The 24917-nt window shown below is 56.8% G+C and carries 25 protein-coding genes, 1 tRNA gene and 2 pseudogenes; 15 read left to right on the top strand and 13 right to left on the bottom strand.

Annotated elements, in window-relative coordinates:
* The first annotated feature begins 75 nt into the window (after nucleotides 1-75).
* Nucleotides 76-1929 (top strand): dihydroxy-acid dehydratase, encoded by a 1854-nt coding sequence (gene ilvD, locus J2X72_RS03820; RefSeq protein ID WP_310068584.1) that lies wholly within the window; start codon nucleotides 76-78, stop codon nucleotides 1927-1929.
* Nucleotides 1930-2074: 145 nt separating this feature from the next.
* On the opposite strand, the gene J2X72_RS03815 is transcribed toward ilvD, so the two are convergent.
* From J2X72_RS03815 to J2X72_RS03780, 8 genes are read right to left on the bottom strand one after another with little or no spacing between them, the layout of a single operon-like run.
* Nucleotides 2075-3064, bottom strand: a complete 990-nt coding sequence (locus J2X72_RS03815; RefSeq protein WP_209998589.1) for an ABC transporter substrate-binding protein — start codon at nucleotides 3062-3064, stop codon at nucleotides 2075-2077.
* Nucleotides 3065-3089: 25 nt separating this feature from the next.
* Nucleotides 3090-4190, bottom strand: coding sequence for an ABC transporter permease (locus J2X72_RS03810; RefSeq protein WP_310068580.1), 1101 nt, complete (start codon nucleotides 4188-4190; stop codon nucleotides 3090-3092).
* Nucleotides 4187-5062 (bottom strand): ABC transporter permease subunit, encoded by an 876-nt coding sequence (locus J2X72_RS03805; protein ID WP_310068577.1) that lies wholly within the window; start codon nucleotides 5060-5062, stop codon nucleotides 4187-4189. Before J2X72_RS03805 ends, J2X72_RS03810 begins: the two co-directional genes overlap by 4 nt.
* Nucleotides 5059-5520, bottom strand: a complete 462-nt coding sequence (locus tag J2X72_RS03800) for a GNAT family N-acetyltransferase (RefSeq protein WP_310068575.1) — start codon at nucleotides 5518-5520, stop codon at nucleotides 5059-5061. Before J2X72_RS03800 ends, J2X72_RS03805 begins: the two co-directional genes overlap by 4 nt.
* A 16-nt stretch (nucleotides 5521-5536) precedes the next feature.
* Entirely contained in the window at nucleotides 5537-6337 is an 801-nt protein-coding gene (locus J2X72_RS03795) for an ABC transporter ATP-binding protein (protein WP_310068571.1), read from the bottom strand.
* Between the two features lie 40 nt (nucleotides 6338-6377).
* The gene (hydA, locus tag J2X72_RS03790) at nucleotides 6378-7832 is read right to left on the bottom strand and encodes a dihydropyrimidinase (RefSeq protein WP_310068569.1); all 1455 of its coding nucleotides are present in this window, start codon (nucleotides 7830-7832) and stop codon (nucleotides 6378-6380) included.
* 56 nt (nucleotides 7833-7888) lie between these two features.
* Entirely contained in the window at nucleotides 7889-9136 is a 1248-nt protein-coding gene (locus J2X72_RS03785) for a Zn-dependent hydrolase (protein ID WP_310068567.1), read from the bottom strand.
* A gap of 11 nt (nucleotides 9137-9147) precedes the next feature.
* The gene (locus tag J2X72_RS03780; protein ID WP_209998603.1) at nucleotides 9148-10473 is read right to left on the bottom strand and encodes an aspartate aminotransferase family protein; all 1326 of its coding nucleotides are present in this window, start codon (nucleotides 10471-10473) and stop codon (nucleotides 9148-9150) included.
* Between the two features lie 205 nt (nucleotides 10474-10678).
* On the opposite strand from J2X72_RS03780, the gene rutR reads away from it, so the two are divergent.
* From rutR to J2X72_RS03765, 3 genes are all read left to right on the top strand, one after another.
* Entirely contained in the window at nucleotides 10679-11332 is a 654-nt protein-coding gene (rutR, locus tag J2X72_RS03775) for an HTH-type transcriptional regulator RutR (protein ID WP_209998604.1), read from the top strand.
* Between the two features lie 110 nt (nucleotides 11333-11442).
* Entirely contained in the window at nucleotides 11443-14124 is a 2682-nt protein-coding gene (locus J2X72_RS03770; protein WP_310068562.1) for a sensor histidine kinase KdpD, read from the top strand.
* Complete coding sequence (locus J2X72_RS03765; RefSeq protein WP_310068559.1) at nucleotides 14121-14807, top strand: response regulator; 687 nt, start codon at nucleotides 14121-14123, stop codon at nucleotides 14805-14807. The genes J2X72_RS03770 and J2X72_RS03765 overlap by 4 nt, the downstream gene beginning before the upstream one ends.
* A gap of 11 nt (nucleotides 14808-14818) precedes the next feature.
* Here J2X72_RS03765 and J2X72_RS03760 read toward each other — a convergent pair whose 3' ends face one another.
* Complete coding sequence (locus tag J2X72_RS03760; RefSeq protein ID WP_310068558.1) at nucleotides 14819-15601, bottom strand: SDR family oxidoreductase; 783 nt, start codon at nucleotides 15599-15601, stop codon at nucleotides 14819-14821.
* A 100-nt stretch (nucleotides 15602-15701) separates the two neighbouring features.
* Here J2X72_RS03760 and J2X72_RS03755 point away from each other — a divergent pair, with 100 nt between their 5' ends.
* Genes J2X72_RS03755 through J2X72_RS03740 form a run of 4 tightly spaced genes read left to right on the top strand, consistent with a single transcriptional unit; the run spans nucleotide 15702 to nucleotide 17235 of the window.
* Nucleotides 15702-16163 (top strand): OsmC family protein, encoded by a 462-nt coding sequence (locus tag J2X72_RS03755; RefSeq protein ID WP_209998607.1) that lies wholly within the window; start codon nucleotides 15702-15704, stop codon nucleotides 16161-16163.
* A gap of 19 nt (nucleotides 16164-16182) precedes the next feature.
* Complete coding sequence (locus J2X72_RS03750) at nucleotides 16183-16377, top strand: glutathione S-transferase (protein WP_112529666.1); 195 nt, start codon at nucleotides 16183-16185, stop codon at nucleotides 16375-16377.
* Nucleotides 16378-16424: 47 nt separating this feature from the next.
* Nucleotides 16425-16757 carry a metalloregulator ArsR/SmtB family transcription factor gene (locus J2X72_RS03745; protein ID WP_310068553.1) on the top strand — a complete coding sequence of 111 codons (333 nt, stop codon included), beginning with the start codon at nucleotides 16425-16427 and terminating at the stop codon, nucleotides 16755-16757.
* A gap of 4 nt (nucleotides 16758-16761) precedes the next feature.
* Nucleotides 16762-17235 (top strand): SRPBCC family protein, encoded by a 474-nt coding sequence (locus J2X72_RS03740; protein ID WP_310068550.1) that lies wholly within the window; start codon nucleotides 16762-16764, stop codon nucleotides 17233-17235.
* Between the two features lie 7 nt (nucleotides 17236-17242).
* Here J2X72_RS03740 and J2X72_RS03735 read toward each other — a convergent pair whose 3' ends face one another.
* Together J2X72_RS03735 and J2X72_RS03730 are read right to left on the bottom strand one after the other, a co-directional pair.
* Entirely contained in the window at nucleotides 17243-18193 is a 951-nt protein-coding gene (locus J2X72_RS03735) for a DMT family transporter (RefSeq protein ID WP_209998610.1), read from the bottom strand.
* 95 nt (nucleotides 18194-18288) lie between these two features.
* On the bottom strand, nucleotides 18289-18894 hold the full coding sequence (locus J2X72_RS03730) for a TetR/AcrR family transcriptional regulator (protein WP_310068544.1): 606 nt from the start codon (nucleotides 18892-18894) through the stop codon (nucleotides 18289-18291).
* A gap of 95 nt (nucleotides 18895-18989) precedes the next feature.
* On the opposite strand from J2X72_RS03730, the gene J2X72_RS03725 reads away from it, so the two are divergent.
* The 3 genes from J2X72_RS03725 to J2X72_RS03715 all read left to right on the top strand — a co-directional run bounded on the left by J2X72_RS03725 (nucleotide 18990) and on the right by J2X72_RS03715 (nucleotide 20982).
* On the top strand, nucleotides 18990-19745 hold the full coding sequence (locus tag J2X72_RS03725; RefSeq protein WP_310068540.1) for an NIPSNAP family protein: 756 nt from the start codon (nucleotides 18990-18992) through the stop codon (nucleotides 19743-19745).
* A 96-nt stretch (nucleotides 19746-19841) separates the two neighbouring features.
* Nucleotides 19842-19915, top strand: a tRNA-Gln gene (locus tag J2X72_RS03720).
* A 365-nt stretch (nucleotides 19916-20280) separates the two neighbouring features.
* Nucleotides 20281-20982 carry a class I SAM-dependent methyltransferase gene (locus J2X72_RS03715; RefSeq protein ID WP_310068537.1) on the top strand — a complete coding sequence of 234 codons (702 nt, stop codon included), beginning with the start codon at nucleotides 20281-20283 and terminating at the stop codon, nucleotides 20980-20982.
* Nucleotides 20983-21297: 315 nt separating this feature from the next.
* On the opposite strand, the gene J2X72_RS03710 is transcribed toward J2X72_RS03715, so the two are convergent.
* Together J2X72_RS03710 and J2X72_RS03705 are read right to left on the bottom strand one after the other, a co-directional pair.
* Complete coding sequence (locus J2X72_RS03710; RefSeq protein ID WP_310068536.1) at nucleotides 21298-21459, bottom strand: hypothetical protein; 162 nt, start codon at nucleotides 21457-21459, stop codon at nucleotides 21298-21300.
* 57 nt (nucleotides 21460-21516) lie between these two features.
* A pseudogene (locus J2X72_RS03705) lies at nucleotides 21517-21689 on the bottom strand (transporter); the annotation flags it as partial.
* Between the two features lie 460 nt (nucleotides 21690-22149).
* On the opposite strand from J2X72_RS03705, the pseudogene J2X72_RS03700 reads away from it, so the two are divergent.
* The 4 genes and pseudogenes from J2X72_RS03700 to J2X72_RS03685 form a co-directional block, all read left to right on the top strand.
* A pseudogene (locus J2X72_RS03700) lies at nucleotides 22150-22332 on the top strand (transcriptional regulator); the annotation flags it as partial.
* A gap of 102 nt (nucleotides 22333-22434) precedes the next feature.
* Nucleotides 22435-22926, top strand: a complete 492-nt coding sequence (locus J2X72_RS03695) for a hypothetical protein (protein WP_310068533.1) — start codon at nucleotides 22435-22437, stop codon at nucleotides 22924-22926.
* A 514-nt stretch (nucleotides 22927-23440) separates the two neighbouring features.
* Nucleotides 23441-23743: a DUF982 domain-containing protein gene (locus J2X72_RS03690; RefSeq protein ID WP_209998617.1), complete on the top strand. Its 303-nt coding sequence runs from the start codon at nucleotides 23441-23443 to the stop codon at nucleotides 23741-23743.
* 188 nt (nucleotides 23744-23931) lie between these two features.
* Nucleotides 23932-24771: a phytanoyl-CoA dioxygenase family protein gene (locus J2X72_RS03685; protein ID WP_310068528.1), complete on the top strand. Its 840-nt coding sequence runs from the start codon at nucleotides 23932-23934 to the stop codon at nucleotides 24769-24771.
* The last annotated feature ends 146 nt before the right edge of the window (nucleotides 24772-24917 follow it).

Here is a 24917-nt window from a genome sequence, read left to right as displayed (position 1 = left end):
CTCCATTCTTTTGCCATGGAAGTGGTTTTTCTATAAAGATACTTCCTCAGCAATTTATCATCAGGATTTACGCAAATGCCGCCCTATCGTTCACGCACAACCACCCATGGCCGCAATATGGCGGGGGCCCGCGGGCTCTGGCGCGCAACCGGCATGAAGGACGAGGACTTCGGCAAGCCGATTATTGCGGTCGTCAACTCTTTCACGCAATTCGTGCCGGGCCATGTTCACCTGAAGGATCTCGGCCAGCTTGTCGCGCGCGAAATCGAAAGTGCGGGGGGCGTTGCCAAGGAATTCAATACAATCGCGGTCGATGACGGTATCGCCATGGGCCATGATGGAATGCTCTATTCGCTCCCAAGCCGCGAGATCATCGCCGATAGCGTCGAATATATGGTCAATGCCCATTGCGCCGACGCGATGGTCTGCATCTCCAATTGCGACAAGATCACCCCCGGAATGCTGATGGCAGCGCTGCGGCTGAACATTCCGGTCGTGTTCGTTTCCGGCGGACCGATGGAAGCCGGCAAGGTCGTCTGGGACGACAAGGAAAAGAAGCTCGATCTGGTCGACGCCATGGTGGCTGCTGCCGATGACCGCATCTCCGATGAGGAAGTCAAGGCAATCGAGCGCTCCGCCTGCCCCACCTGCGGTTCCTGCTCCGGCATGTTCACGGCGAACTCGATGAACTGCCTGACCGAGGCGCTTGGCCTGTCATTGCCGGGCAATGGCTCGACGCTGGCAACTCATGCGGATCGACGCCGTCTCTTCGTCGAGGCCGGTCACCTCGTCGTGGATCTTGCGCGCCGCTACTATGAACAGGACGACGAGACGGCACTGCCGCGCTCCATCGCGTCGTTCGCCGCATTCGAAAACGCCATGACGCTGGATATAGCGATGGGCGGGTCAACCAATACGGTGCTGCATCTGCTTGCAGCCGCGCACGAAGGCGAAGTCGATTTCACCATGGCGGATATCGACCGCCTGTCCCGCCGCGTTCCGGTTCTATGCAAGGTGGCGCCCGCGGTTGCCAATGTTCACATGGAAGACGTCCATCACGCCGGCGGTGTCATGGGCATTCTCGGTGAACTCGACCGCGCCGGGCTGCTTGATACATCGGTTTATTCGGTACATGCGGCCAATCTGGGTGCAGCGCTCGATCGCTGGGACGTCGTTCGCAGCAAGAACAAATCCGTGCATGATTTCTTCATGGCGGCGCCGGGCGGTGTGCCGACGCAGGTTGCCTTCAGCCAGGAGCGGCGGTTCGCCGATGTCGATCTCGACCGTGAAAAGGGCGTCATCCGTAACGCCGAACACGCCTATTCCAAGGATGGCGGGCTCGCTGTCCTTTATGGCAATCTCGCGGAAGATGGCTGTATCGTCAAAACAGCGGGTGTGGACGAGTCTATCCTGAAATTTTCTGGCCCGGCCCGCATATTCGAAAGCCAGGACAGTGCAGTGCTCGGCATCCTGAATGGCGGCGTCAAACCCGGCGATATCGTGCTGATCCGATATGAGGGTCCGCGCGGCGGACCGGGCATGCAGGAAATGCTCTATCCCACCAGCTATCTGAAATCGAAAGGCTTGGGTAAGGCCTGCGCGCTGATCACGGACGGACGCTTTTCGGGCGGATCGTCAGGCCTTTCTATCGGTCACGTTTCGCCGGAAGCAGCCGAAGGCGGGTTGATCGCGCTTGTCCATGAGGGCGATATCATCGATATCGACATACCCAACCGCAAGATTCACCTTGCTGTCGATGATGCTGTGATCGCTGACCGCCGTACTCACATGGAAGCCAAGGGTGCGGCGGCCTGGAAGCCGGAAGAAAAGCGCAAGCGCAAGATCACCACCGCGCTGCGGGCCTATGGCGCCATGGCGACCAGCGCTGCCAGGGGTGCCGTTCGTCAGATCCCGGATCATTGGGAGTAAGCGAATAGGCGGACGCCCGGTCCCTCTCCTTGTGGGGAGGGTGGCGCGAAGCGCAGGCCAGGGCTTTCCAGCACCGTAAGGAACAGACCTTCTCCGGACCTGCGGTCCGTCCCTCCCCCCAGGGGGAGGGTCAAGAAGTACCGATCTACTTCGCGGCGTCCGTGATTTTCGTCGTCCAGGCACCTTCGGGCTTTTTGGTGATGACCGGATCAGAACCGCCGCCGAGCAATGTCTCGACCGTGCGGTTAGCTGCCGCTACGTCCAGGACGCCGTCGGAACCTTCCGTCAGCTTGTTGATTTCGGCGACCATGCGTTTCTGATGCTTTTCCGTCTGGGCACCACTGGCGTCATTGTCGAGCACGATGGTAGCGGCCTCATCCGGATTGGCACGCGTATAGTCCCAGCCCTTCATCGAAGCCTTGACGAACTTCGCGAGCTTTTCGACCATCTTCGGATCGTCCAGGCTCTTCTGCAGGACGTAGAGCCCATCCTCCAGCGTCGCCACCTTCTCGTCCTCATACTTGAACGTCACGAGCTGATCGGCCGGTATCCCCGCGTCGATCACCTGCCAATATTCATTGTAGGTCATGGTGGATATGCAATCGGCCTGTTTCTGGATCAGCGGATCGACATTGAAGCCCTGCTTCAGAACCGTCACGCCATCTGGTCCACCATCGGTCTTGAGGCCAAGGTGGTTCATCCACGACAGGAATGGATATTCATTGCCGCCGAACCACACGCCGAGCGTCTTGCCTTTGAAGTCTTCCGGCTTGGTTATGCCGGTCTCCTTGCGGCAGGTCAGCATCATGCCCGAGCGCTTGAACGGTTGAGCGATGTTGACGAGCGGCAAGCCCTTTTCGCGTGTCGCCAGCGCCGAAGGCATCCAGTCGACCACAACATCGGCGCCACCGCCTGCAATCACCTGGGGCGGAGCAACATCGGGACCGCCCGGCTTGATTTCCACATCCAGCCCGGCTTCCTCGTAGAAGCCCTTGTCCTTTGCCACGTAGTAACCGGCAAACTGGCCCTGGGTGACCCATTTCAGCTGGAGTACGAGTTTATCGGCTGCAAGCGCCGAACCACTCATCAAGCTCATGGCGACCAACCCCAGCGAAAATGCGATTTTGTTTTTCATGTTTAGTTCTCCTCTGTTCTTGTTTTTAGGTTCGATAGGAAGGATGCCAGAAGGTAACGGCCCTTTCGATGAGCGTTATCAGCCCATAGGATAGCGACCCCGCGAGTGCTGCAACAAATATTTCCGCCCATACCATATCGACATTCATGCGCCCCACCTCGGCCGAGATGCGAAAGCCCATGCCGACAATCGGCGAGCCGAAGAATTCCGCGACAATCGCACCGATCAACGCCAGCGTCGAATTGATCTTCAGGGCATTGAAGATGAACGGCATGGCCGCCGGCAGTCGCAGCTTGAACAGGGTCTGCGCGTAGCTTGAACCATAGGTACGCATGAGATCGCGTTCCATCGCGCCGGATGCGGCAAGACCTGCGACGGTGTTAACCAGCATCGGGAAAAACGTCATGATGACGACCACCGCCGCTTTCGATTCCCAGTAAGAGCCAAACCACATGACCATGATCGGCGCGATACCGACGACGGGAAGTGCCGCAACGAGGTTGCCAACCGGCAACAGGCCCTTGCGCAGGAAGGGAACGCGATCGACGACAATAGCCGCGAGAAAGCCCGATCCGCAGCCGATCACATAGCCCGCGATCGCAGCCTTCAGGAAGGTTTGCTGGAAGTCTGCCCAGAGCGTTGGCACCGATCCGGCAATCCGTGCTGCAATCATGGAAGGCGATGGCAGCAGGATTGGCGGTACGCCAAAGCCGCGAACGACGATCTCCCAGAGTATCAGTAACCAGGCGCCGAACAAAACCGGCAACGCAAGGTTGACCATTCGTTGGGCCGTCAAGGATTTGGGCCGCAGTGCAGCCAGCCTTTGTACGGCGAGCCAGGCAAGCAACCACGCAGCGACCACCATACACCAATAGCCAATCGCGGGAGCTGCCATCGCAAAGGCGCCAAGCAAGCCGATCAGGAAGATTGCCGCCAGGTGAACCAGTATCAGCAGCGCGATCAGAGAACTGTTCGATGCAGAAGCGAAGAGCGCCAAGGCAGACGCCGCGAACAACAAGGCGGGGGTTGCGAAGAAGAAGATTCCCGGCCCGTCGGCGCCTGTCGGCAGCACCAATGACGCCGCTGCGAGCAGGAAAGCGACGATTGCCAGCGGCGAACGCTTCATGCCCGCGCTCCCATACGCCGGTTGACGAATGCAGCGATCAGACCGATCAGGCTAACGAGGACCGCCGCCATCAGCGCTGCCGCAATCAGCGCCGCCCAGATCTGAACGGTCTGGCCATAGTAGGACCCGGCAAGCAGCCGCGCGCCAATGCCGGCCACTGCGCCAGTCGGCAATTCCCCGACAATGGCGCCGACGAGACTAATGGCGACAGCGATCTTCATCGACGTGAACAGATATGGCATCGAGGCTGGCCACCGCAGCTTCCAGAACACCTGCGCCTTTGAAGCATTATAGGTGCGCATCAGATCGAGATACATGATTTCGGGCGAGCGCAGGCCTTTCACCATGCCGACGGCAACCGGAAAGAACGACAGGTAGGTCGAAATCATTGCCTTGGGCAGTAGTCCGGTAATGTTTACTGCGTTGAGCACAACGATGATCATCGGGGCGATTGCGAGGATCGGTACGGTTTGTGACGTGATGATCCACGGCATCAGGCTTTTGTCGAGCGTGCGCGAATGGACAATGGCGATGGCCAGAAGGATCCCGAGTAGTGTTCCGAGGCCAAAGCCAAGCAGCGTCGATGAAAGCGTCACCCAGCCATGATAAACGAGGCTGCGCTTGGATGTAGGGCTGATGTCGAAGACGGTCTTGCGGATTTCCGCCGCCACCTGATGCGGCGCTGGCAGGACCGGACGTTCCTGCGCCATGGTGTTCGCAATGAGCTGGCTAGTCGAAATCGCCGTATTCGCCCGCGCAGCCTGATCGCGTTCGAAAGGCGCATTGAGAATGACGGTGAATACGTACCATAGTGCAAGAATGCCGATCAGGACGGTGCCCACAGGTATAACGCTGTTGCGGACGAAGTTCATGGCGTCGTCTCCGAACCGGCCGGCTGCCAACGATAGAGGATGTCGGGGAGATGCTCCTCGTTATCGCCCTCGGTGCGGCGTATTTCCTTGAACCCCTCGCGCTGATAGAAGGCCTGCGCATCGCGGTTTGCCACGAATGTCCATAGTTCGACCGGGCCGCCGGCCTCTTTCTTCGCGTGATCGAGGAGCGCTTTACCGACGCCTGTGCGACGTTCGCTCGCGCGCACATAGAGGGCACTGACGGTGTTGTCCGGCGCCAGCGCGACCATTCCAGCCACGTGATTATCATTTTCGGCCACAAAGACCTGGAACCGAGAGAACACCGTGTCGCGATAAAACTCTGCGACATCTTCCTTCGGGTGAACCCGCGGCATCCATTTCGTCGCATCGATCCACGCGTTTACGATTTCCGCACACTCGGACATGTCGCGCAGTCTGGCGGCACGAATGATCATCATGTGCCTCGCTGTAGCGTCATAGATGCGCCTGGTCGTAGGAATGGCCGTGACGTAGACCTTCGCGCACGCGGTGGGCGATTTCGAGGAACTCTGGCGATTCACGAATATCCAGCGTACGTTCCGAGCCGAGATTGCAGTCGATGATCTCGTGAATGCGTCCGGGACGCGGGCTCATTACAACGATCCTCGTGGACAGGAATACAGCCTCGGGAATGGAGTGTGTAACGAAGACCACGGTCTTCTGCGTCTTCGCCCAAAGCTTCAGCAGCTCCTCGTTGAGGTGATCGCGGACAATCTCATCCAGCGCACCAAAGGGCTCATCCATCAGAAGAAGGTGGGGATCAAAGGAGAGCGCGCGGGCGATGGAGGCACGCTGCTGCATGCCGCCGGACAATTGCCATGGAAACTTCTTCTCAAAACCCGAAAGATTGACCAGTTCCAGATTCCTGGCGATACGGTCCTTCCGCCCCGCCTTGGGAATGCCCATGACTTCAAGCGGCAAGGAAATATTGCCGGCGATCGTCCGCCACGGGTAGAGCGCCGCCGCCTGGAATACATAGCCGTATGCGCGCTTCTGCCGTGCCTCCGATGGTGTCATGCCGTTGACAGAGATCGAGCCGGACGTCGGCTGCTCGAGATCGGCGATCACGCGCAGCAGCGTGGTCTTGCCACAGCCAGACGGGCCGATGAATGAAACGAATTCACCCCCATCCACTGAAAGATTGATATTCGACAAGGCGTTGACCGGCCCGTCATTGGTCTCGAAGACCAGTGACAGGTCTTTGACGTCGATCACGTTTTTGGCCGCTTGTGGCATTGTTTTCGCCTTGGGTCGGAGCGTGACGACGGACATAAGCCTATACACCTGCGGGAATGTTTTTCGGATCGCGCTCCACTTTACGCGGAGCCGTCAATTCCTTCCAAGTGGAAAGTGCGCGGTTTTGAGATGGGTTGGCTTCGCGTTCAATGAAACGACCGCTGCCCGTAGGGGCTAATACTTCGCCGTCCTTATAGGCGAGGTTTCCGCGCGAGAGTGTCATGCGCGGGAGGCCGGTAACTTCAATGCCTTCGAAGACATTATAATCGATCGCTGATTTTTGCGTCTTTGCCGAGATGACCTTTTTTGCTTTGGGATCCCAGATGACAATGTCCGCATCGGAGCCCGGGAGGATCGCGCCCTTGCGGGGATAGATGTTGAGTATCTGGGCAATATTCGTCGATGTAACAGCAACAAACTCATTCGGCGTCAGCCGTCCGGTAAGGACGCCTTTCGTCCACAGCACGGGCATGCGGTCTTCGAGCCCGCCGGTTCCGTTTGGAATCTTGGTAAAATCGCCGACCCCGAAGCGCTTCTGCTCGGTCGTGAAAGCGCAGTGGTCCGTCGCGACGACCTGCAGGCTGCCCGAAGCCAAGCCAGACCACAGACCGTTCTGGTTGATCCTGTCCCGGAACGGCGGCGACATGACGCGGCGCGCGGCATAATCCCAGTCTTCGTGTTTGTATTCGTTCTCGTCCAGAACAAGATGCTGAATCAGAGGCTCGCCGTAGACACGCATCCCCTTGGCTCTCGCACGGCGGATGGCTTCATGCGATTGCTCGCACGACACATGAACGATGTAGAGCGGCACTCCCGCTTGATCAGCGATCATAATCGCACGGTTGGCGGCCTCGCCTTCGACCTCCGGCGGGCGTGAATAGGCGTGCGCCTCTGGCCCGTTGTTGCCTTCTGCGAGCAGCTTCTGCTGCAGGTGGGCAACCACGTCGCCATTCTCGGCATGGACGAGCGGCATGGCACCGATCTCGCCACAGCGCAGGAACGAGGCGAACATCTCGTCATCGTCCACCATCAGCGCACCCTTGTAGGCCATGAAGTGCTTGAAGGTGTTGATGCCGCGCTCGACCACTTTCGGCATCTCGTCGAAAACCTGTTTGTTCCAGCTGGTTATGGCCATGTGGAAAGAATAGTCAGTGCGTGCCTTGCCCGCTTTCTGGAACCAGTCTTGCAAGGCGGCCAGTAGACCATCTGACCCCGGAAGGACGAAATCGACCACCATCGTCGTTCCGCCCGCCAGCGCCGCGGATGTGCCTGTATCGAAATCGTCGGTGGAGTACGTTCCCATGAAGGGCATTTCGAGATGGGTATGCGGATCGATACCGCCCGGCATCAGATAGCAACCGGCGGCATCGATAATCTCGTCGCCGGAAAGATCCGCGCCAATGGCGGCGATGATCTCACCGTCGATCAGCACATCCGCTTTGTACGTGCGGTCGGCGGCGATGATCGTACCGCCCTTGATCACTTTCGTAGCCATGTGTCCGTTCCCCTTTTTGGTCTTTTTCGAACATGCCGCTGTCTATTGTCTATCGGTCAGGCTTGGATCTCCGCCTTCTCCAGAACCGCATGCAACAGGACATCGGTGCCGGCAGCAGCCCATTCCTTTGAAATATCTTCGTCCTCGTTGTGGCTGAGGCCATCCACACAGGGACACATCACCATCGACGTGGGAGCGATACGATTGATCCAGCACGCATCGTGGCCCGCTCCGGAGACAATGTTGCGGTGGCTGTAACCAAGCCGCTCTGCAGCATTGCGCACTGCGGTCACGCAACCTTCATCGAAGGTCACCGGATCGAAATGTCCTGCCTCTTCGATCAGTATCTCCAGACCGAGTTCTTCGGCAATTTTCGGCGCCTTGTCCTCGATCTCCTGCTTCATGGCGGTCAGCGTCGAAAGATCCGGAGAGCGTATATCGACCGTAAATACGACCCGTCCGGGGATGACATTGCGCGAGTTCGGATAGACGTCAACATGGCCGATTGCACCCACTGCACTCGGCTGATGCGCCATAGCGACAGTGTGGACGAGTTCGGTGATACGCGCCATACCAAGCCCGGCATTCTTGCGCATCGGCATCGGGGTCGAGCCGGTGTGGCTTTCCTTGCCAGTCAACGTAACCTGCAGCCACCACAATCCCTGACCGTGCGTAACAACGCCGATATCCTTGCCCTCGGCCTCCAGAATCGGGCCTTGCTCGATATGCAGTTCGAAGAGGGCATGCATCTTGCGCGCGCCGACCTTTTCATCGCCCTTCCAGCCGATGCGCTCAAGCTCGTCACCGAACTTCTTGCCCTTGGCGTCTTCGCGATCGTACGCCCACTCCTGATCGTGAATGCCCGCGAAGACACCCGAAGCCAGCATGGCCGGAGCAAAGCGCGTGCCCTCCTCATTGGTCCAGTTGACGACGACTATCGGATGCTTGGTCTTGATATTGAGATCGTTGAGCGTGCGGATCAGTTCAAGCCCGCCGAGCACACCAAGCACGCCGTCATACTTTCCTCCCGTCGGCTGGGTATCGAGGTGACTGCCGACATAAACCGGCAATGCATCGGGATCGGTCCCTTCGCGGGTAAAGAACATGTTGCCCATGGTGTCGACGCCCATGGAAAGGCCCGCCTTCTCGCACCAGGACTGGAACAGGCGGCGGCCCTCGCCGTCTTCATCCGTCAAGGTCTGGCGGTTATTTCCACCGCGCAAGCCCGGCCCGATCTTGGCCATCTCCATCAGGCTGTCCCAGAGACGGTCGCCGTTGATCCTGAGATTTCCTGTGAGCGCCATGCCTAGAGCCCTCAGTCCAGATTTTTCAGAACGTCGGCCAGTGTGTCGAAGAGGTGCTCGATTTGCCCCTTGCTGATGATCAGCGGCGGGGAAAGCGCGATGATATCGCCTGTGGTGCGGATCAGCACACCCTTTTCATAAGCCTTTAGGAACGCCTGGAACGCCCGCTTGGTCGGAGCACCTTCGATTGGCTCAAGCTCGATGGCGCCGATCAGTCCGAGGTTCCGGATATCGATGACATGCGGCAGGCCCTTCAGTGCATGCAGCGCATCCTCCCAGTAACTTGAAATCTCGGAGGCGCGCGTCAGGAGGCCTTCTTCTTCATAAGTGTCGAGTGTTGCCAGCGCCGCCGCACAGGCGACGGGATGACCGGAATAGGTGTAGCCATGGAAAAGCTCGATCATGTTTTCCGCGCCGGTCATGAAGGTTTCGTAGATCTGCTTCGATGCGAATACCGCGCCCATCGGGATGACGCCGCTGGTGATGCCTTTTGCCGTGGTGACAAGATCTGGAACGACCCCAAAATAATCGACCGCAAACGGCGTACCGAGACGGCCAAATCCGGTGATGACTTCATCGAAAATCAACAGGATATCGTGCTTGGTGCAAATCTCGCGCAGGCGCTTCAAATAGCCCTTCGGCGGGATGAGGACACCGGTCGACCCGGCGACTGGCTCAACGATAACCGCCGCAATGTTGGAAGCGTCGTGCAGCGCAACCACCTTTTCCAGGTCATCGGCAAACTCGGCGCCATATTCCGGTTCGCCCCGCGTATAGGCATTGCGCGCCAAATCGTGCGTGTGGCGGATATGATCGATGCCGCCGAGGGCATTGCCAAACGCCTTGCGGTTGCCGGAAATGCCACCAACTGAAATGCCGCCGAAGCCGACACCATGATAACCGCGCTCGCGGCCGATGAGCTTGACCTTGGTGCCATTTCCCTTGGCGCGATGGTATGCCAGCGCAATCTTTAGCGCCGTATCGACCGACTCCGAGCCGGAATTGGTGAAGAACACATGATCGAGCGGCGATGGCAGCATCGCAGCGAGACGGGCGGCAAGCTCAAATGCCTTGGGATGGCCCATCTGAAACGCCGGAGCATAGTCAAGCTCGGCGACCTGCTTCTGCACAGCCTCAACTATTCTGGGCCGGCCATGACCGGCATTGCAGCACCACAGGCCAGCAGTGCCGTCGAGTACCTCGCGGCCGTCATGGGATTTATAGTGCATGTCCTTGGCGCTGACTAGAAGACGAGGATTTTCCTTGAACTGTCGGTTTGCCGTAAAGGGCATCCAGAACGCGTCAAGGTTATTGGTCCCGTATGCCGCTTTAGACATTGTGAAGCCTCCAAAGAGCGGATGTTACCGCTTGTTTTGTGTTCCCGAATGATTGAACTTGCAGCACAATCAAAAACTTGACTACTTGGTCAAAATGCAGGCTAGAAGAGCATAGGAAGACGGTCAAGCGCTTTATAAGTCTCTAGAGCAGTTCCAGGATGCGACGAAAAGGCCCGTCCGGGCAAATAACAAAGGGACGCTAGGCATGGCGAGGGCGGAGAGCAAAAAACTGAAGGACGCGCCGGAAAAGACGACGCGGATTCAGGAGATCAATCGCCGACTCATCCTCGACGCGGCTCTGGACGTCTTCTCGACATATGGCTTCCGCGGCACAACCATCGACCAGATCGCCGAGCGAGCCGGCATGTCGAAGCCGAACCTGCTCTACTATTTTCCGCGCAAGCAGAATATCTACGTGACGCTGCTTGAGGAGACGTTGACTGAATGGTTGGCTCCGCTGGCCGAGATCGATGCGGAGGGCGATCCGATCGAGCAATTGCGCAAATACATCACTCTAAAGATCAACATGTCCGAGACCCATCCGGAAGCATCGCGCTTGTTTGCCAACGAGATCCTGCATGGCGCGCCAGCAATCAGCGATTTTCTCACCAAGTATCTGAAGCCATTGGTCGATGAGAAGGCGGGTGTGATCCGTCGTTGGGTCGGTGAAGGCAAGCTCGCGCCCGTCGATCCCTATCACCTCATCTTCATGATCTGGGCAACGACACAGCACTATGCCGATTTCGACGTGCAAGTCCGCGCAATCATGGGCAGCCAGGTCGGTCGTCCAGGCTTTAAGGAACAAACAGCCCAAGCAGTGCTGAGCATTATCCTGGGTGGAATCAAGCCGCGAAATTAGCTCAGCGAGCACAGAATCGTTATGAAGGCGCGCCCGGCCTTGGCATTTGCAGTCAAGCTGGGCTAAACGTTCACCTGCTCCAAGCACTGAACGAATAATTTGAGGCGTGTATGGCCGATCAAGGTCAAAAAAATCGACCAGATCCGGATAAATTATTGCAACTTGCCGCTCGCGAAACGCGCGGCAAACTGACTGTATTTCTGGGCGCCGCCCCCGGCGTGGGCAAGACATATGCGATGCTGCTTCGAGCGCGCCGCCTGAAGGAGGATGGCGCGGACATCGTCATCGGCCTTGCAGAGACTCATGGCCGCGTCGAGACGGCCGAACTGCTCGATGGGCTGGAAGGCATTTCGCGCAAACAGATCAACTATCGCGGCAAGGTACTCGAAGAGTTCGATATCGACGCAGCGATTGCCCGCAGGCCGAAGATTCTCGTTGTCGACGAGCTTGCCCATACCAATGTACCGGGCAGCAGGCATCCGAAACGCTATCAGGATATCGAGGAACTGCTTTGGCAGGGCATCGATGTCTGGACGGCAATGAATGTCCAGCACCTGGAAAGCCTGTCCGATGTCGTCGCCAGCATTACCGGTGTGACTGTTCGGGAGATTGTGCCGGATATTGTCCTGAAGCGAGCCGACGATGTCTTGCTTGTCGACCTGCCGCCGGCGGAACTGATCGCACGCCTGAAGGAAGGCAGGGTCTATCTGCCCGGAAATGCCGAGCGCGCGGCAGAGGGTTTCTTCAAACCGGCTAATCTGACGGCGCTCCGCGAACTGGCGCTCAGGCGCGCAGCGGATCGCGTCGACGACCAGATGATCGATCTGTTGCGGCAGAACGCTATCGAGGGGCCGTGGGCGACAGGCGAACGGCTGCTCGTCTGCGTTGGTCCCGACAGCCTTTCGGAAAAGGTCGTTCGGACGGCCAGCCGCCTTGCATCTGGATTGAATGCCCGCTGGCTGGTGGTCTCGCTGACACAGACCAACGACGCTGGTAGCGATACCAGCCAACGCCTCGACAAGCTTTTGAACCTGGCCGAACGGCTCGGTGCGGAAACGCGCCGGGTGATCGCACAGGATTTCGTCGAAGAAATTTTCCGCATCGCCCGGCGCGAGAACGTCACCCAGATCGTTGTGGGTCGCCCGAAGTCAGCGCGGTTCGCCAATCCTTTCCGGCGTTCGCTGCCCGACGAGATCATCAAGCGTTTCACCGATATTGGCGTGCATATCGTCACTGGTGAAGAACAGGGCACTCCTTACGTGCCGCCGTCGATGCGCAAACGTACCCGGCTCGAACTTGCCAAGGCAATTGCGCTCCCCATTGTAGCGACCGGTGTGACGACGCTCCTTGGTCTCGCCGCCAGCGATATCGTTCACGCTCAAAATCTGTCGATGCTGTTTCTTGTCGCCGTTATCCTTTCGGCAATGATTTGCGGGCGGCTTTCGGCGATGGTCGCGGCCGGTCTTGCCTTCGTTTTCTACAACTTCTTCTTCCTTGAACCGCTGCATGATCTGAGCATCGCAAAACCGCATCAACTCTTTTCGCTGATCATCTTTCTCGGCGTTGCCTTGATGATCGGGGATCTTGCCGGTCGCCTGCGCGACCAGGTCGCTCGATCGCGCAACCAGGCCAAAAATACGCAGGCGCTATATGAATTTTCGCGCAAGCTCTCGGGTACGGCGCGGCTCGACGATGTTTTGATTTCCACCGCCTCGCATCTGCATTCGACCTTTGGAACCGGCGTTGTCATCCTGATGCCTTATGACGGCGAGCTCTCACTGCAGACCGCGTGGCCGCCGGACCAGACACTGGATGGCACGGATATGACGGCGGTGCGCTGGGCCTACGAAAAGAACGAGCGCGCCGGATCCGATACGGCAACGCTGCCGCAGATCGGATGGCAGTTTCTGCCGATTCTCACTTCGAACGGCGTGGCTGGCGTACTGGGCCTGTCCACGCGGGATCGCGCAGCTTTGAGTGAGAACGACGACCGAATGCTCACCGCGATTCTCGATCAGACTGCCATCGCCATCGATCGCGCACAGCTCGTACGGGAAAATGCTAAAACGGCCGCATTGCAGGAGAGCGATAAGCTGCACACGGCACTGTTCTCATCGCTTTCCCACGATCTGAAAACACCGCTTGCCTCGATTACCGGCGCTGTTACGACGTTGCGGCAGTTGGGCAGCCGCATCAAAGCCGACACACGTGACGACCTGTTGGTTTCCATCGAGGAAGAAGCCGGACGATTGAACCGTTTCGTCGCCAACCTGTTCGATATGACGCGGATTGAAGCTGGTACCCTCAAGGCCAACAATCTTCCCGTCGACGCGGCCGAAATCATCCTGTCATCCATCGAGCGCACCAAAAAGCTCAAACCCGGCATTGCTATCGACACCAGCATCGCTTCGGATTTGCCCATGGTGAGCGGCGATGCTTCTTTGCTGGGCCAGACCCTCTTCAACCTTTTGGACAATGCAACGAAATATGCAGGGGATGGTCCGATCGCCGTCTATGCAAAGCAAGACGGTCCGGAAGTTGCAATCAGCATTACAGATCAAGGAAGGGGCATCCCGCCCAAGGATCTCGACAAGATTTTCGACAAGTTCTACCGGCGCGTCAAAGGCGACGGCCGCGCTCCGGGGACAGGGCTGGGCCTTTCCATCTCTCGCGGTTTTATTGAGTCCATGGGCGGTACGATCAAGGCGGAAAGTCCCGCCATTCGCAAGCGCGGAACGCGGTTCATCGTCCGGCTTCCTGTCGCCAATTCTGGCGACGAGGCGACGCCATGAATCAGCGTCGTATCCTGGTCGTCGACGACGAGCCCCAGATCCAGCGTTTTCTGAACCCCGCGCTCACTGCATCGGGTTACGAAGTCATCCTAGCCGCGACCGGTGCCGAAGCGGAGCGGTTGGCTGCGACCAGTGCGCCGGATCTGATCATCCTCGACCTTGGCCTCCCCGACAAGGACGGCAAGGAAGTGATCGAGACGGTACGTGCGTTTTCTGAAGTGCCGATCATCGTTTTGTCGGCTCGTGACCGCGAGGCCGAAAAGATCGCTTCCCTCGACCTTGGCGCCAATGATTATGTCGAGAAGCCCTTCGGCATTGGTGAGCTGCTGGCGCGTATACGCACAGCGCTACGCCAGTACGCAGCCGGAACAAGTGTTCCCTCACGGTTCGAAGCGAATGGCCTCGTCGTTGACATGGTCAAGCGCGTTGTCACCCGCAACGGCGAGGAAATGCACCTAACCCGCAAGGAATACCAACTTCTCGTGCACCTGGTGTTACATGCGGGCATGGTGGTCACGCACCGGCAACTCCTCGCCTCGGTCTGGGGTGCTGCACATGTGCACGACTTGCAATATTTGCGCGTCTTCGTTGGCCAGCTACGGGCCAAGATCGAAGACGATGCCAACAATCCGCAATTCATCCGCACCGAAGCCGGTGTGGGCTATCGGTTTATTGCGGAGTGAAATGCGTTGCTCTATCCCTGCGTCGAATTGTAGGCACCACCGTCGAGCAACAGGTTCTGGCCGACGATAAAACCGGAATATTGGCTGCATAGAAAAGCCGCCGCCGCACCAAATTCCTCTGCTGTTCCGTATCGCCCCGTGGGGTTTTCCGCATAGGCTGCGGCGCGCGCCTCCTCGATGGAAATACCTTTGGCTTCCGCCGTACGTTCCAGAAAGCCCTTGGTCCGATCCGTATCATGCGATCCGGGAAGAATATTGTTGATGATCACACCATGCTTGGCCACTTGCCGCGCCGTGCCGGCAACGAAACCGGTCAGGCCGTTGCGTGCAGCGTTGGAAAGCCCCAGCGAAGAGATCGGAGATTTCACCGAGCCCGACGTGATATTGAGCACGCGCCCCCATTTCCGCTCGATCATGCCGGGCAAGATTGCGTTCATGAGAAGGATCGGCGTCAGCATATTGTTGTTGATCGCCTTCAGCCATTCCTCTTCGCCCCACTCGGACCAGTTGCCCGCTGGCGGACCACCAGCATTGTTGACGAGGATATCCGGTTGCGGTTCCGCCTTCAGCAGTGCGTTGCGCCCGGTCTCCGTCGTCACATCCTCGGCAACGATCTGAACCTTGACGCCATACTTGTCCGCAATCTCATTGGCCGTGGCGCGCAACGTCGCCTCGGTGCGCGCATTCAGCGTCAGATCGACGCCAGCCTCGGCCAGTTTTTCCGCAACGCCGCGGCCAAGCCCCTTTGAACTTGCGCAGACGATGGCGCGCTTGCCTTTGATACCCAGATCCATGATGTCCTCGCCGGTTGTTCCCGTGTCATCCCTTATCGACAATTCCAGCACGTTTTGACAAGCTTGACTCAAACAAAATCGTATTCGGGAAACCCCAACCATGACTACATTCGGTGCAACTGTTCTATGGACGCGGCCGGAAGGCGCTGCTTTTACAGACAACAAATATAGCCGGGCGCATGTCTGGCTGTTTGACGGCGGTGCCGAGGTGCCGGCTTCGTCTTCGCCTCACATTGTCCGCCTGCCCTACTCCACGGCGGAAAATGTCGATCCGGAAGAGGCTTTCGTCGCGTCACTGTCGAGCTGCCACATGCTGTTTTTTCTCAGCGGCGCCGCCAGGAAGGGATTTGTTATTGACGAATACCGCGATGCCGCGGAAGGCGAACTCGCAAAAAACGATGGGGGAAGGCTCTATGTCAGCCGCGTCACGCTGAAACCGCATGTAACCTATGCGGGTGCCGCGCCCGATGGGGAGCTTGAGCAACACCTGCACCACGAAGCGCACGAGCAATGTTTCATTGCCAATTCCGTGCTCACCCATATCGACGTTCAGCCTGTCTGAACTCAGAGGAGAAAATAGCATGTCTGAACTCAAGATCGGCGATGCGATCAACACCACCTGCCCTTGGTCCGGCGATCCGATTAAGGCGGATAGCTTGACCCTTTACAACGGCGCAGTCGTTGGATTCTGCAACACCGGCTGCCGGGACAAGTTTGAAAAGGCGATTAATCATTTTGAGGCGGCGCTCCAGCGCCGCGGTTACGAAAGCGTCTAGACCCAAAATTGCATTGACAATTTTCCTGGAACGCAATACTTAAGTATATGCTTAACCAACAAGCCCCACTCGATCTCATGTTCCAGGCGCTGGCGGATCCCTCGCGCCGCATGATGGTTGAACGGCTGAGCCGCGGACCCGCTTCGGTCAGCGAACTCGCCAAGCCGTTTGCCATGTCGCTGCCTGCCGTGGTCCAGCATCTACAGGTGCTGGAGGCAAGCGGACTTATCCGCTCGGAAAAGATCGGGCGCGTTCGCACTTGCCATATCCAATGGGCGGCTCTGCAAACAGCGGAAGAGTGGATGCTCGAGCGGCGCAAGACCTGGGAACATCGCCTCGACAGACTGGGTGATTTTCTCGCTGAACAGGAAAAAGGATAGATCAATGACCAAAAGATCCGTGACACACGACACCTTCGTCATCGAACGCAGCTATTCGGCCTCTCCCGCGCGCGTATACTTTGCGCTTAGCGACAAGCAGGCAAAAACCAAATGGTTTGGCGGCCCCGATGAATGGGGCCAGGGCAAATATGAATTGGATTTCCGTGTTGGCGGGCGGGAGGTCAGCAGCGGCGGGCCGAAGGGCGGGCCGGTGCACACCTTCGTAGCTGTCTACCAGGACATCGTGCCGGATGAGCGCATCATATACACCTATGACATGCACCTCGACGATAAACGCATCTCGGTGTCACTGGCGACGATTGAGCTTCGCCCCGAAGGGACGGGTACGAGGCTGATTCTCACCGAACAAGGCGCCTATCTCGATGATTTCGACGAACCATCCGTGCGCAGGCAAGGCATGGAACAACTCCTGGATGCATTGGGCAGATCCTTGGAAAACACAGGCGTGAACGCCTGACCCAATATCAAGGCGCTTCACCGGACCCCGTGACAACGGTCTCGGCCGGCGCCTTGATCCTGCCTTGGCGCTTCAACTGCTGTTCCCGGAAGAAGATGAACAGTCCCGACGCGATGATGAAGCCTGAGCCGACGAGCATCGATATGCGCGGCACATCTTCGAATACCAGCCAGCCAAAGACGATCGCCCAGAAAAGCATCGTGTATTGCAGGGGCGCGACGGTCGCAGCATCCGCAACCTTCAGCGCCCGGTTGACCAGCACATGCGCAAGCATCGCTACAACCCCGAGCAATGCCAGCAGAACGAGGTCGCGCAGGCTGACCGGCGTCCACTCGAAGCTGACAGCGACCAGGCCTGCAAGTCCGGCGCCGACGATCTGCCAGAAGACCAGCGTTGTATCGGGGGTGCCTCGTAGCGAGCGTCCAAGCAGCAGCATGAATGCAAAGAACATGCTGCCAAGTATGGATATGATCGCCTGCGGGGTCAGCGCTTGCGACGAGGGCTCGAGTGCAATCACCACGCCGACAAAGCCAACGATGATGGCGATCCAGCGTCTCCAACCTACCGGTTCCTTCAACACGAAAGGGGAGACGGCCGCCACGTAGATCGGTGCTGCCAGCCAGTAGGTCATGACATCGGCGAGCGGCAGATAAACAACGGCGAAATAGAAGGCGAAGACTTCAGCTGTCGAAAGAAAAACGCGAGCCACCTGCAGCCAGGGTCGATCGACCTGCACGATCTTTGCCGGTCCGTTGAGCCAAAGAAATGGTGCAAGCACGATGAGTGCTGCGATGCTGCGGATAAAAACCACCTGGCCGACGGAATAGGTCGATACCAGCCATTTGCCCATGACATCGTTGAGCGAGAACATCAACATACCGAGGAGCATGAGCAGGACGCCGCTGCGTGCTGCCGAGGATATGGACGCGCTGGAAAAGCGCGCCGGAGCGGTGGTCATGGGCCGTTTCCTGGATCGAGATGTTTTTTTCGATTGCTTTGGGCTATTTTCCGCCGCCAATCCAGCCGAAAAGCACTAAAATCGAAAAACTTTCATCAACCCAGGAGGGTTTCCAGCTGTTTGGCGCATGCTCGCAGCGGCTCGGCGCTCTGGCTCGCCTTGGCCATTGCCATGGCACCGGAATAACTCGCGACCACCAGTGTTGCGAGATCATGGGCCCGCGATGCATCCAGATCCGGCCTGTCGGCTCGCAATCTGAGCGAGAGGGCAGAACGCCAGCGGTCGAAGACGGCATTGACGGCTTCACGAAAATCGGTATCCGCCAGCGATAGTTCTAGCGCCAGATTGTTCAACGGGCAGCCAGATACCGCGCGGTTGCGCTCCAACGTGTCGGCCACGCCATTGAAAACCGTCCGAATGCCTGCCGCGGCGGAGGGGGCGGTCATGATGGGCTGGATTGCAGTCTCGTCGACTTCCTTCGCTACGCGTTCAGCGATAACGGCAAGACCGAGGGTCTTTTTCGTCGCGAAATGATGATGCAGCGCGCCACCCGTCGTCGCTGCACCACGCACCACATCATGGACGCTGGTTGCGTTGTAACCGTTTCGCTGGAAGAGATCGGCAGCAACGTCGAGAATGCGTGTACGCATCGCCTGCGGATTGTTGATGCGCCTGGGCCGTTCAATGGTGTCTTGCGTCATGATGCGCCTTTCAAAACCTAAAATAACAAATTGACAAAACAGGACAACCGGTTTTATCAAAACAGGACAACCGGTTTGTTTTAGGGGAACGTGTCATGGCTGCGGCCGAACTTGCGCAAAAACTCGACAGTGAACTCCACAGTCCAATCGTGGAACTACGCCGCTATAGGTTGAATCCGGGACGGCGTGACGATTTGATTTCACTCTTCGAAGCCCATTTTCTGGAAAGTCAGGAGTCATGCGGAATGAAGATCATAGGCCAGTTCCGCGATGTCGATGATCCCGACGCGTTCGTCTGGTTGCGCGGTTTTGATGACATGCAGGATCGTCATCAGGCGCTGACCGCCTTCTATGACGGTCCTGTCTGGGCCGCACATCGCAACGCGGCCAACGATACCATGATCGACTCGGACGATGTTCTTCTGCTTCGTCCCGTCAGCCGTGACGCGGGTTTTTCCCTTCGAGGTGAACGTCCTCGCCATGGTTCAGAAGATTGTTCACCTGCCATCATAGAGGCCGCGACGTATAAATTGAATAGGCCGGCCGAGGACTTCATGGCCTTCTACGACGATGTCTTGTCACCCCTTCTGCGCGCCTCGGGCAACCATAATATTGCAACCTTTTCTTCCGAACACAGCCCGAACACCTTCACCCGCTTGCCCGTGCGCCTCGGTGAGAATGTCGTCGTGGTTTTCTCCCGTTTTGATTCGGTCGATAGCCAATCGGCATACAGTGATTTGCTCGGTGACAATCCGGCATGGCACGCAGTGCAACAGCGGCTTGCAACCTATCTGACAGCACCGCCGATCATCGCGCGGCTCTCGCCAACCGCGAGGTCATTGTTGAGATAGGAATAGGCATCGCCAAAAAACTTGAGATCGGGGGTTTGCATATCGGTGGAATTCAACTATATGACGACCCGCACCGGCCAATGCTGCCAGCTTTTTTGGGGAATAGGTTAACGGTAGACCCACGGACTCTGACTCCGTTAGTCCTGGTTCGAATCCAGGTTCCCCAGCCACTCAATTTGCCAATAAATCAACATATAATTTCGAGTAGCAGCCTACGACGGCTCGATTTCATGTTGCATCGTGTTGCAACTGGCTACATTGATATTCAATGACTTTCTGTGACACGCGGCGAATCCACGCGACATGGGCAGCCGCCGGAGCTCGAGCAATATCTCGAAGAGCCTGGCTCGCCAGGTTAGATGATTAGACCGAATCCTCATCTCATCTGACTAAAAGGCCGATAAACAGCAGCAACGCGCTGTAATTAGATTTGGCTAATCTCACTAGTTAAGTCACGTAGCCAGTCAGCTGGAAGTCGTTACGTTGTTCCCAGGGAAACCTTGAACCGGGGATCAACATGGCAGACCCAGTCCCATTGCAGCAACAGTTCTGGAATGAATGGAATTCATCGACTCGCGAACAGCAACTTGATGAAGTGTCATACAGGCAGGCCAAGGTCGTTTTAACCTGGCTGGGCTCGATGGGCCGGCGTGATCTCGACATACTCGAAGTTGGATGCGGGTCATGCTGGTTTTGCGAAGAGTTGGCCGATTACGGTCAAGTTACGGGGACCGATCTCTCAAATGAAGTATTGGCAAGAGCGCAAAAGCGCATGCCCTCCGTCAAACTGGTATCGGGAGATTTCATGTCGCTCGATTTCGGCACCGAACAGTTCGACGTCGTCGTTTCGCTTGAGGTCCTCTCTCACGTTGAGGATCAACCTGCATTTGTGGCCAAGCTTGCAAAGCATCTACGCCCTAACGGAACGCTTATGTTGGCAACGCAGAATGAACCCGTGTTGCGGAAATACAATCGCCTTCCTCCACCCAAACCGGGGCATATCCGAAAATGGGTAAATCGAAAGGAGCTGGTGGCTCTCTTGGAGAAAAATTTCATCGTTATGGATGTCTCGTCCGTGACGCTCAAAGCGACCCGAGGACCAATGCGCATTCTGAGTTCCCGGACCTTCAATAGGGTTTTGAATAAGCTGATAGGTGATCGGTTTCAACGATTCATGGAGGCAAATGATTTTGGTTGGACGTTGATGGCACGAGCTCGAAAAAGGCCAGGTTCCTGACAAGGGCGTAAACCCCTTCCTCAAGGGTGCCTGTATAACTCGTTCATCATCCAGGTGCGTGTAAAGCCTGCAAATAAATCAGGGTCGGCAAGGGCAGGGCGTGGGATCTTTCGGGTTCGAGAAGCGCTACCAACAGGAATGGTTACTATGGTCGACATAAAGCCGACGCCGACTAAGGCGATTCGCGTGGAACTGTCGAATTTGCAAACCGGTCTTCCCGTCATCGAAAAGCAGCGATGGTTTCGCCATAAAATCTGACTGGCAATCAGGATTGCGGTGGACTGTAGGCAATGGAAGACTTCTTTGTTATGTTAATCAAGTGAGGTCCGACGGCGCGGTAACCATGACGACGCCGGACCCCGTGTCGAAGAGCGTCACACTCTCCAACAACTGGTGAGAGAAGCAGTGCTCAATCCGGTTGTAAAGTGCATAAACGCGAAAAGGCGTCGTACCGTCCCGAAGGACGGATGCGGACATGGGCCGCCGTGTCGGGCCCAAGCCTTGCCCCTTACATAAAACTTGTGAAGTAAGGGGTCATTTTGGAAAGAGCAGCGTGACGGCAAGGCGAAAACCCCAGCCTTCCGGTCCACCCTCTGGTGCCGACGCCCAGTAGCGAGCTCCTCCTGTAAAACTGACCGGCTGGTCGCGAACTTTGCCAACTTGGATACCTGGAAATTTACAGGCACTGACCAATCGGCCTGTTCCCACGACCGGCAGTATCGTACGACAAATGAGGTTCCAATTTTCATTCGGTTCAATGGGAACGACGGGCTGAATGTTGAGAACCTGTCAGCGGACGATTACGCGGCAGCACTCCCGCTGGCTTTGCCGGATAAGACGCGGGGATTTGCACCGGAAACTCCATCGTTGTCGTCCCCATGTTGCGTCTTCGCGAATTGCCCTTTTGCATCGCTTTCTGATGGCCTGCGAGTAGTTTTAGTCATGTGACCTCCTTGACCAAGGAACCATCCTTTGAGGCAAGGGTTCCGCAGTGATCAACAGAGGGAGACAGATGATGTCAGCGGCCGCTTACGATCTTCTTTGGATCACGTTCCCGATTCTAGTCTTTGCGCTAATTGTCTCGATCCCCCGCAACGAGCCTCCGACTATGAGGTTTAGGTCACCCAACGCATTGCCGTACCAATTTCGTCACCACAATCGCCGCGTGTACTCATGATGATTGGAGCATGGGCGCACCGTCACTGCGGCGGCGAACTCGCCCGGTACGTCGGTGCGGAAGCAGGCGTGGAGATTGAACCGATCGGAATCGATGCTGTTACGGGGGCAAAGCTTGAGACTCGGGCAATAAGGCTGGCTTCGAACCAGGAACGTGAATCCAGCGACCAATAAATATGCTGAGGACCCGTACAGCCTCGACGAGACTACCTTCTCAACGGTGCCGTTGAAAGGAAATGATGATATCTTGCCTCTTGCGCGCTTGAGGGAAGTCAAATGAGGACACTGCGCATTGCCGCCATGTCGATGGTTTTAGTTGTTGCGACGTCGCTGTCATACGCCGAACAGACTGATCCCGTTGTGCCGACCAATCAGACTAGGTGCAGCGATGCGCAGAACAAGCTCGCCGGCGCTGTCAAGGACTACAAGGGTGCGAAGTTTGCACTTGATAGGGCAATTCAGCTTCTCGGATCGGCACGCTATTCCAGCAGAATTGGAAAGATGAACCTCGATATGGCTAGCAGGCAAGCCGATGCAGATGCCGCTACTACGTCATATGTCGGATCAATTGGCCCGGCTTATGGAGCGGTTGCTTTGATAAACGTCAGCTGTAGCGATAACTCGATCAGGGCGCCCGGCATGCGGTTCTTGAAAAGCGTCGACTTGGATGTCGCCAAATTCTTGGCCGGTGCCGCCGACAAACTGGCGGACGATCAGATGGCTGATATCAAAAAGATGTTCGATGAGATGAAGGAGGGGCGCAAGTAAAAACTCCGTCCGGGATTTGGGAGACGATGCGTAGCGATGGCCGCCTTGGCTCGAACCATCGGATACTTCGTGGCGTCTCCCCAGAGCGGAGTGTCAGCTGGAAATTGGTAGCGGCAGATCGATCGAACCGACGATCAGTGCGTTACGAGCCCGACGAGACGACCGCTTCTCCACTCCGCATGATGTTGAAAAATTTCGCAAAAAGTCTTGAAACGTCAGCTTCGCAAAATTATAATTTTGACCATCCAAACAAGTCGAAATGCTACCCCACGCTGATCACGTGGGCGCAGTTTGTTATTCTTCAGGGAGTGGCAAAAGATGGAAGGATCGATTCAAAAAACCTCTGTCAATCGAGTAGCTCCACCGGAGCTCCTAAAGCAAATCAAGGCCCAAATGGTTCGAGATTACTCTCCACCTCAAACAATCTCGGAAATCCTGCGCAGGGCCAAGGGCGGCTGCATGAGACGCCGCGTAAGATCATCGGAAAAAGCCTGAGCAAGTTCTGGAGGAATTCATGAATAGCTACTTTTTCGAAAGCCCAATCTTTGTGAAGGACGGAACCAGGATCGTTCGCGAGATTGCGACCTTGGATGATGCCATAGAATTTCTGGACGGATGGCCTGAGGTACATCGCGACCTTATTCATGAGACTGCTTGGCGCACATGCTGCGAAGCATTCGATGGGCACAAGCCGTTAAGCGTAGCTCATACGGCGTTCAAAGGCTTTGCGCGCAAGGCGGGAATACTGGAAGATCCTGTTTCCGTGATGCCCTGGATTGTAAACACAAAATCTGGCGGCGGCCTCATGACTGCTTGAGGATATAGGGGCCGTCTCAAAGGGCGGCCCCACGGTACAACTGGTCCAGCGGCAACGCAAATCGCCTGCTGCGGCCTATACACAATCCCACAATCGAACAGATATTCATGCCCACTCGCTTAAGTCAGTTCCGCATTGACTCATAATTATCAGCGATCATACTAATAATATAAATCTTGGGAGGCTTTGTGAGCAATTTGGATCAGGTGACCGATGACGAAGTTGATCGCGATCTATTGACGCTAAAGACCGACGGAATTGTCGGCAGGAAATCTGTCTTTTCCCGCGCATGGGCTGAATCAATGCGCGAAGATATGATGACGGCGTTTTGGTCTGCGATTCAGCGACCTGGCGGAGCGGTAGGGCGCGGTCCCCGGCGGTGGTATGTGGAAATACACCCGGAGCAATTTGGAGGGTTCGTTGACCTCGTCACACATCCTTGGGTAGTAGCCATGTGTGAGAATGCGCTTGGAAAAGACTACCAGATCGTGGAGATTGGTTTTGACGTTCCCTTCCAAGGTGCGAAATTCCAGCCTTGGCATCGGGACTTCCCCTCGCCGGCAGAAACCTACCTGGATCGACGCATTACGTCCTTGGCCTTCAACTTAACAGGTGTCGATGTCACTGAGGATATGGGGCCATTTGAAGTTGCGCCTGGAACTCAGTACGTCGATGGTCGCGAATGGAAGCATGAAATGTTTCCCGCCAAGGAAATCTGGCCAGAGTTTCAAAGCAAGGCGGTTCGCAAGTTTCCCCAACTTGGCGATATCTCCTGTCGTTCAGCGCTGACCGTACATAGAGGTACGGAACATGGGTCACCCATTGCGCGGCCAGTCATGGTGCTCGGGGTGGACGCCCCTGGCGCGGGACACGCGGAGCTTCACGACCTGATGGTGACACAAAGCTATTTTGACGGTTTGCCCGATTCAGTCAAAAGCCATTTGGTTTGCCGTGTGGTGGACGAGTTGGTTCCGGTGATCCAAAAGCATGATATCGAAGGATTGGTGATGGGAACAGATCCCGACTAGCAACGGAAGAACGCGTAGATTGCTGCTGGAAACACCCTCGTTTGTTTTGACCCTTTCCTCTCCAATTGCAGTGTTCCTGGCCCACACAATTTTCGCCATGAATGGCTTGCCGGTCGGAAGAAATTGGTCTTTAACGGTGCCGTTTT

This window comes from Phyllobacterium sp. 1468 (assembly GCF_031455525.1).
Taxonomy (GTDB): domain Bacteria; phylum Pseudomonadota; class Alphaproteobacteria; order Rhizobiales; family Rhizobiaceae; genus Phyllobacterium.
This window is presented reverse-complemented; position numbering and strand designations above follow the sequence as displayed.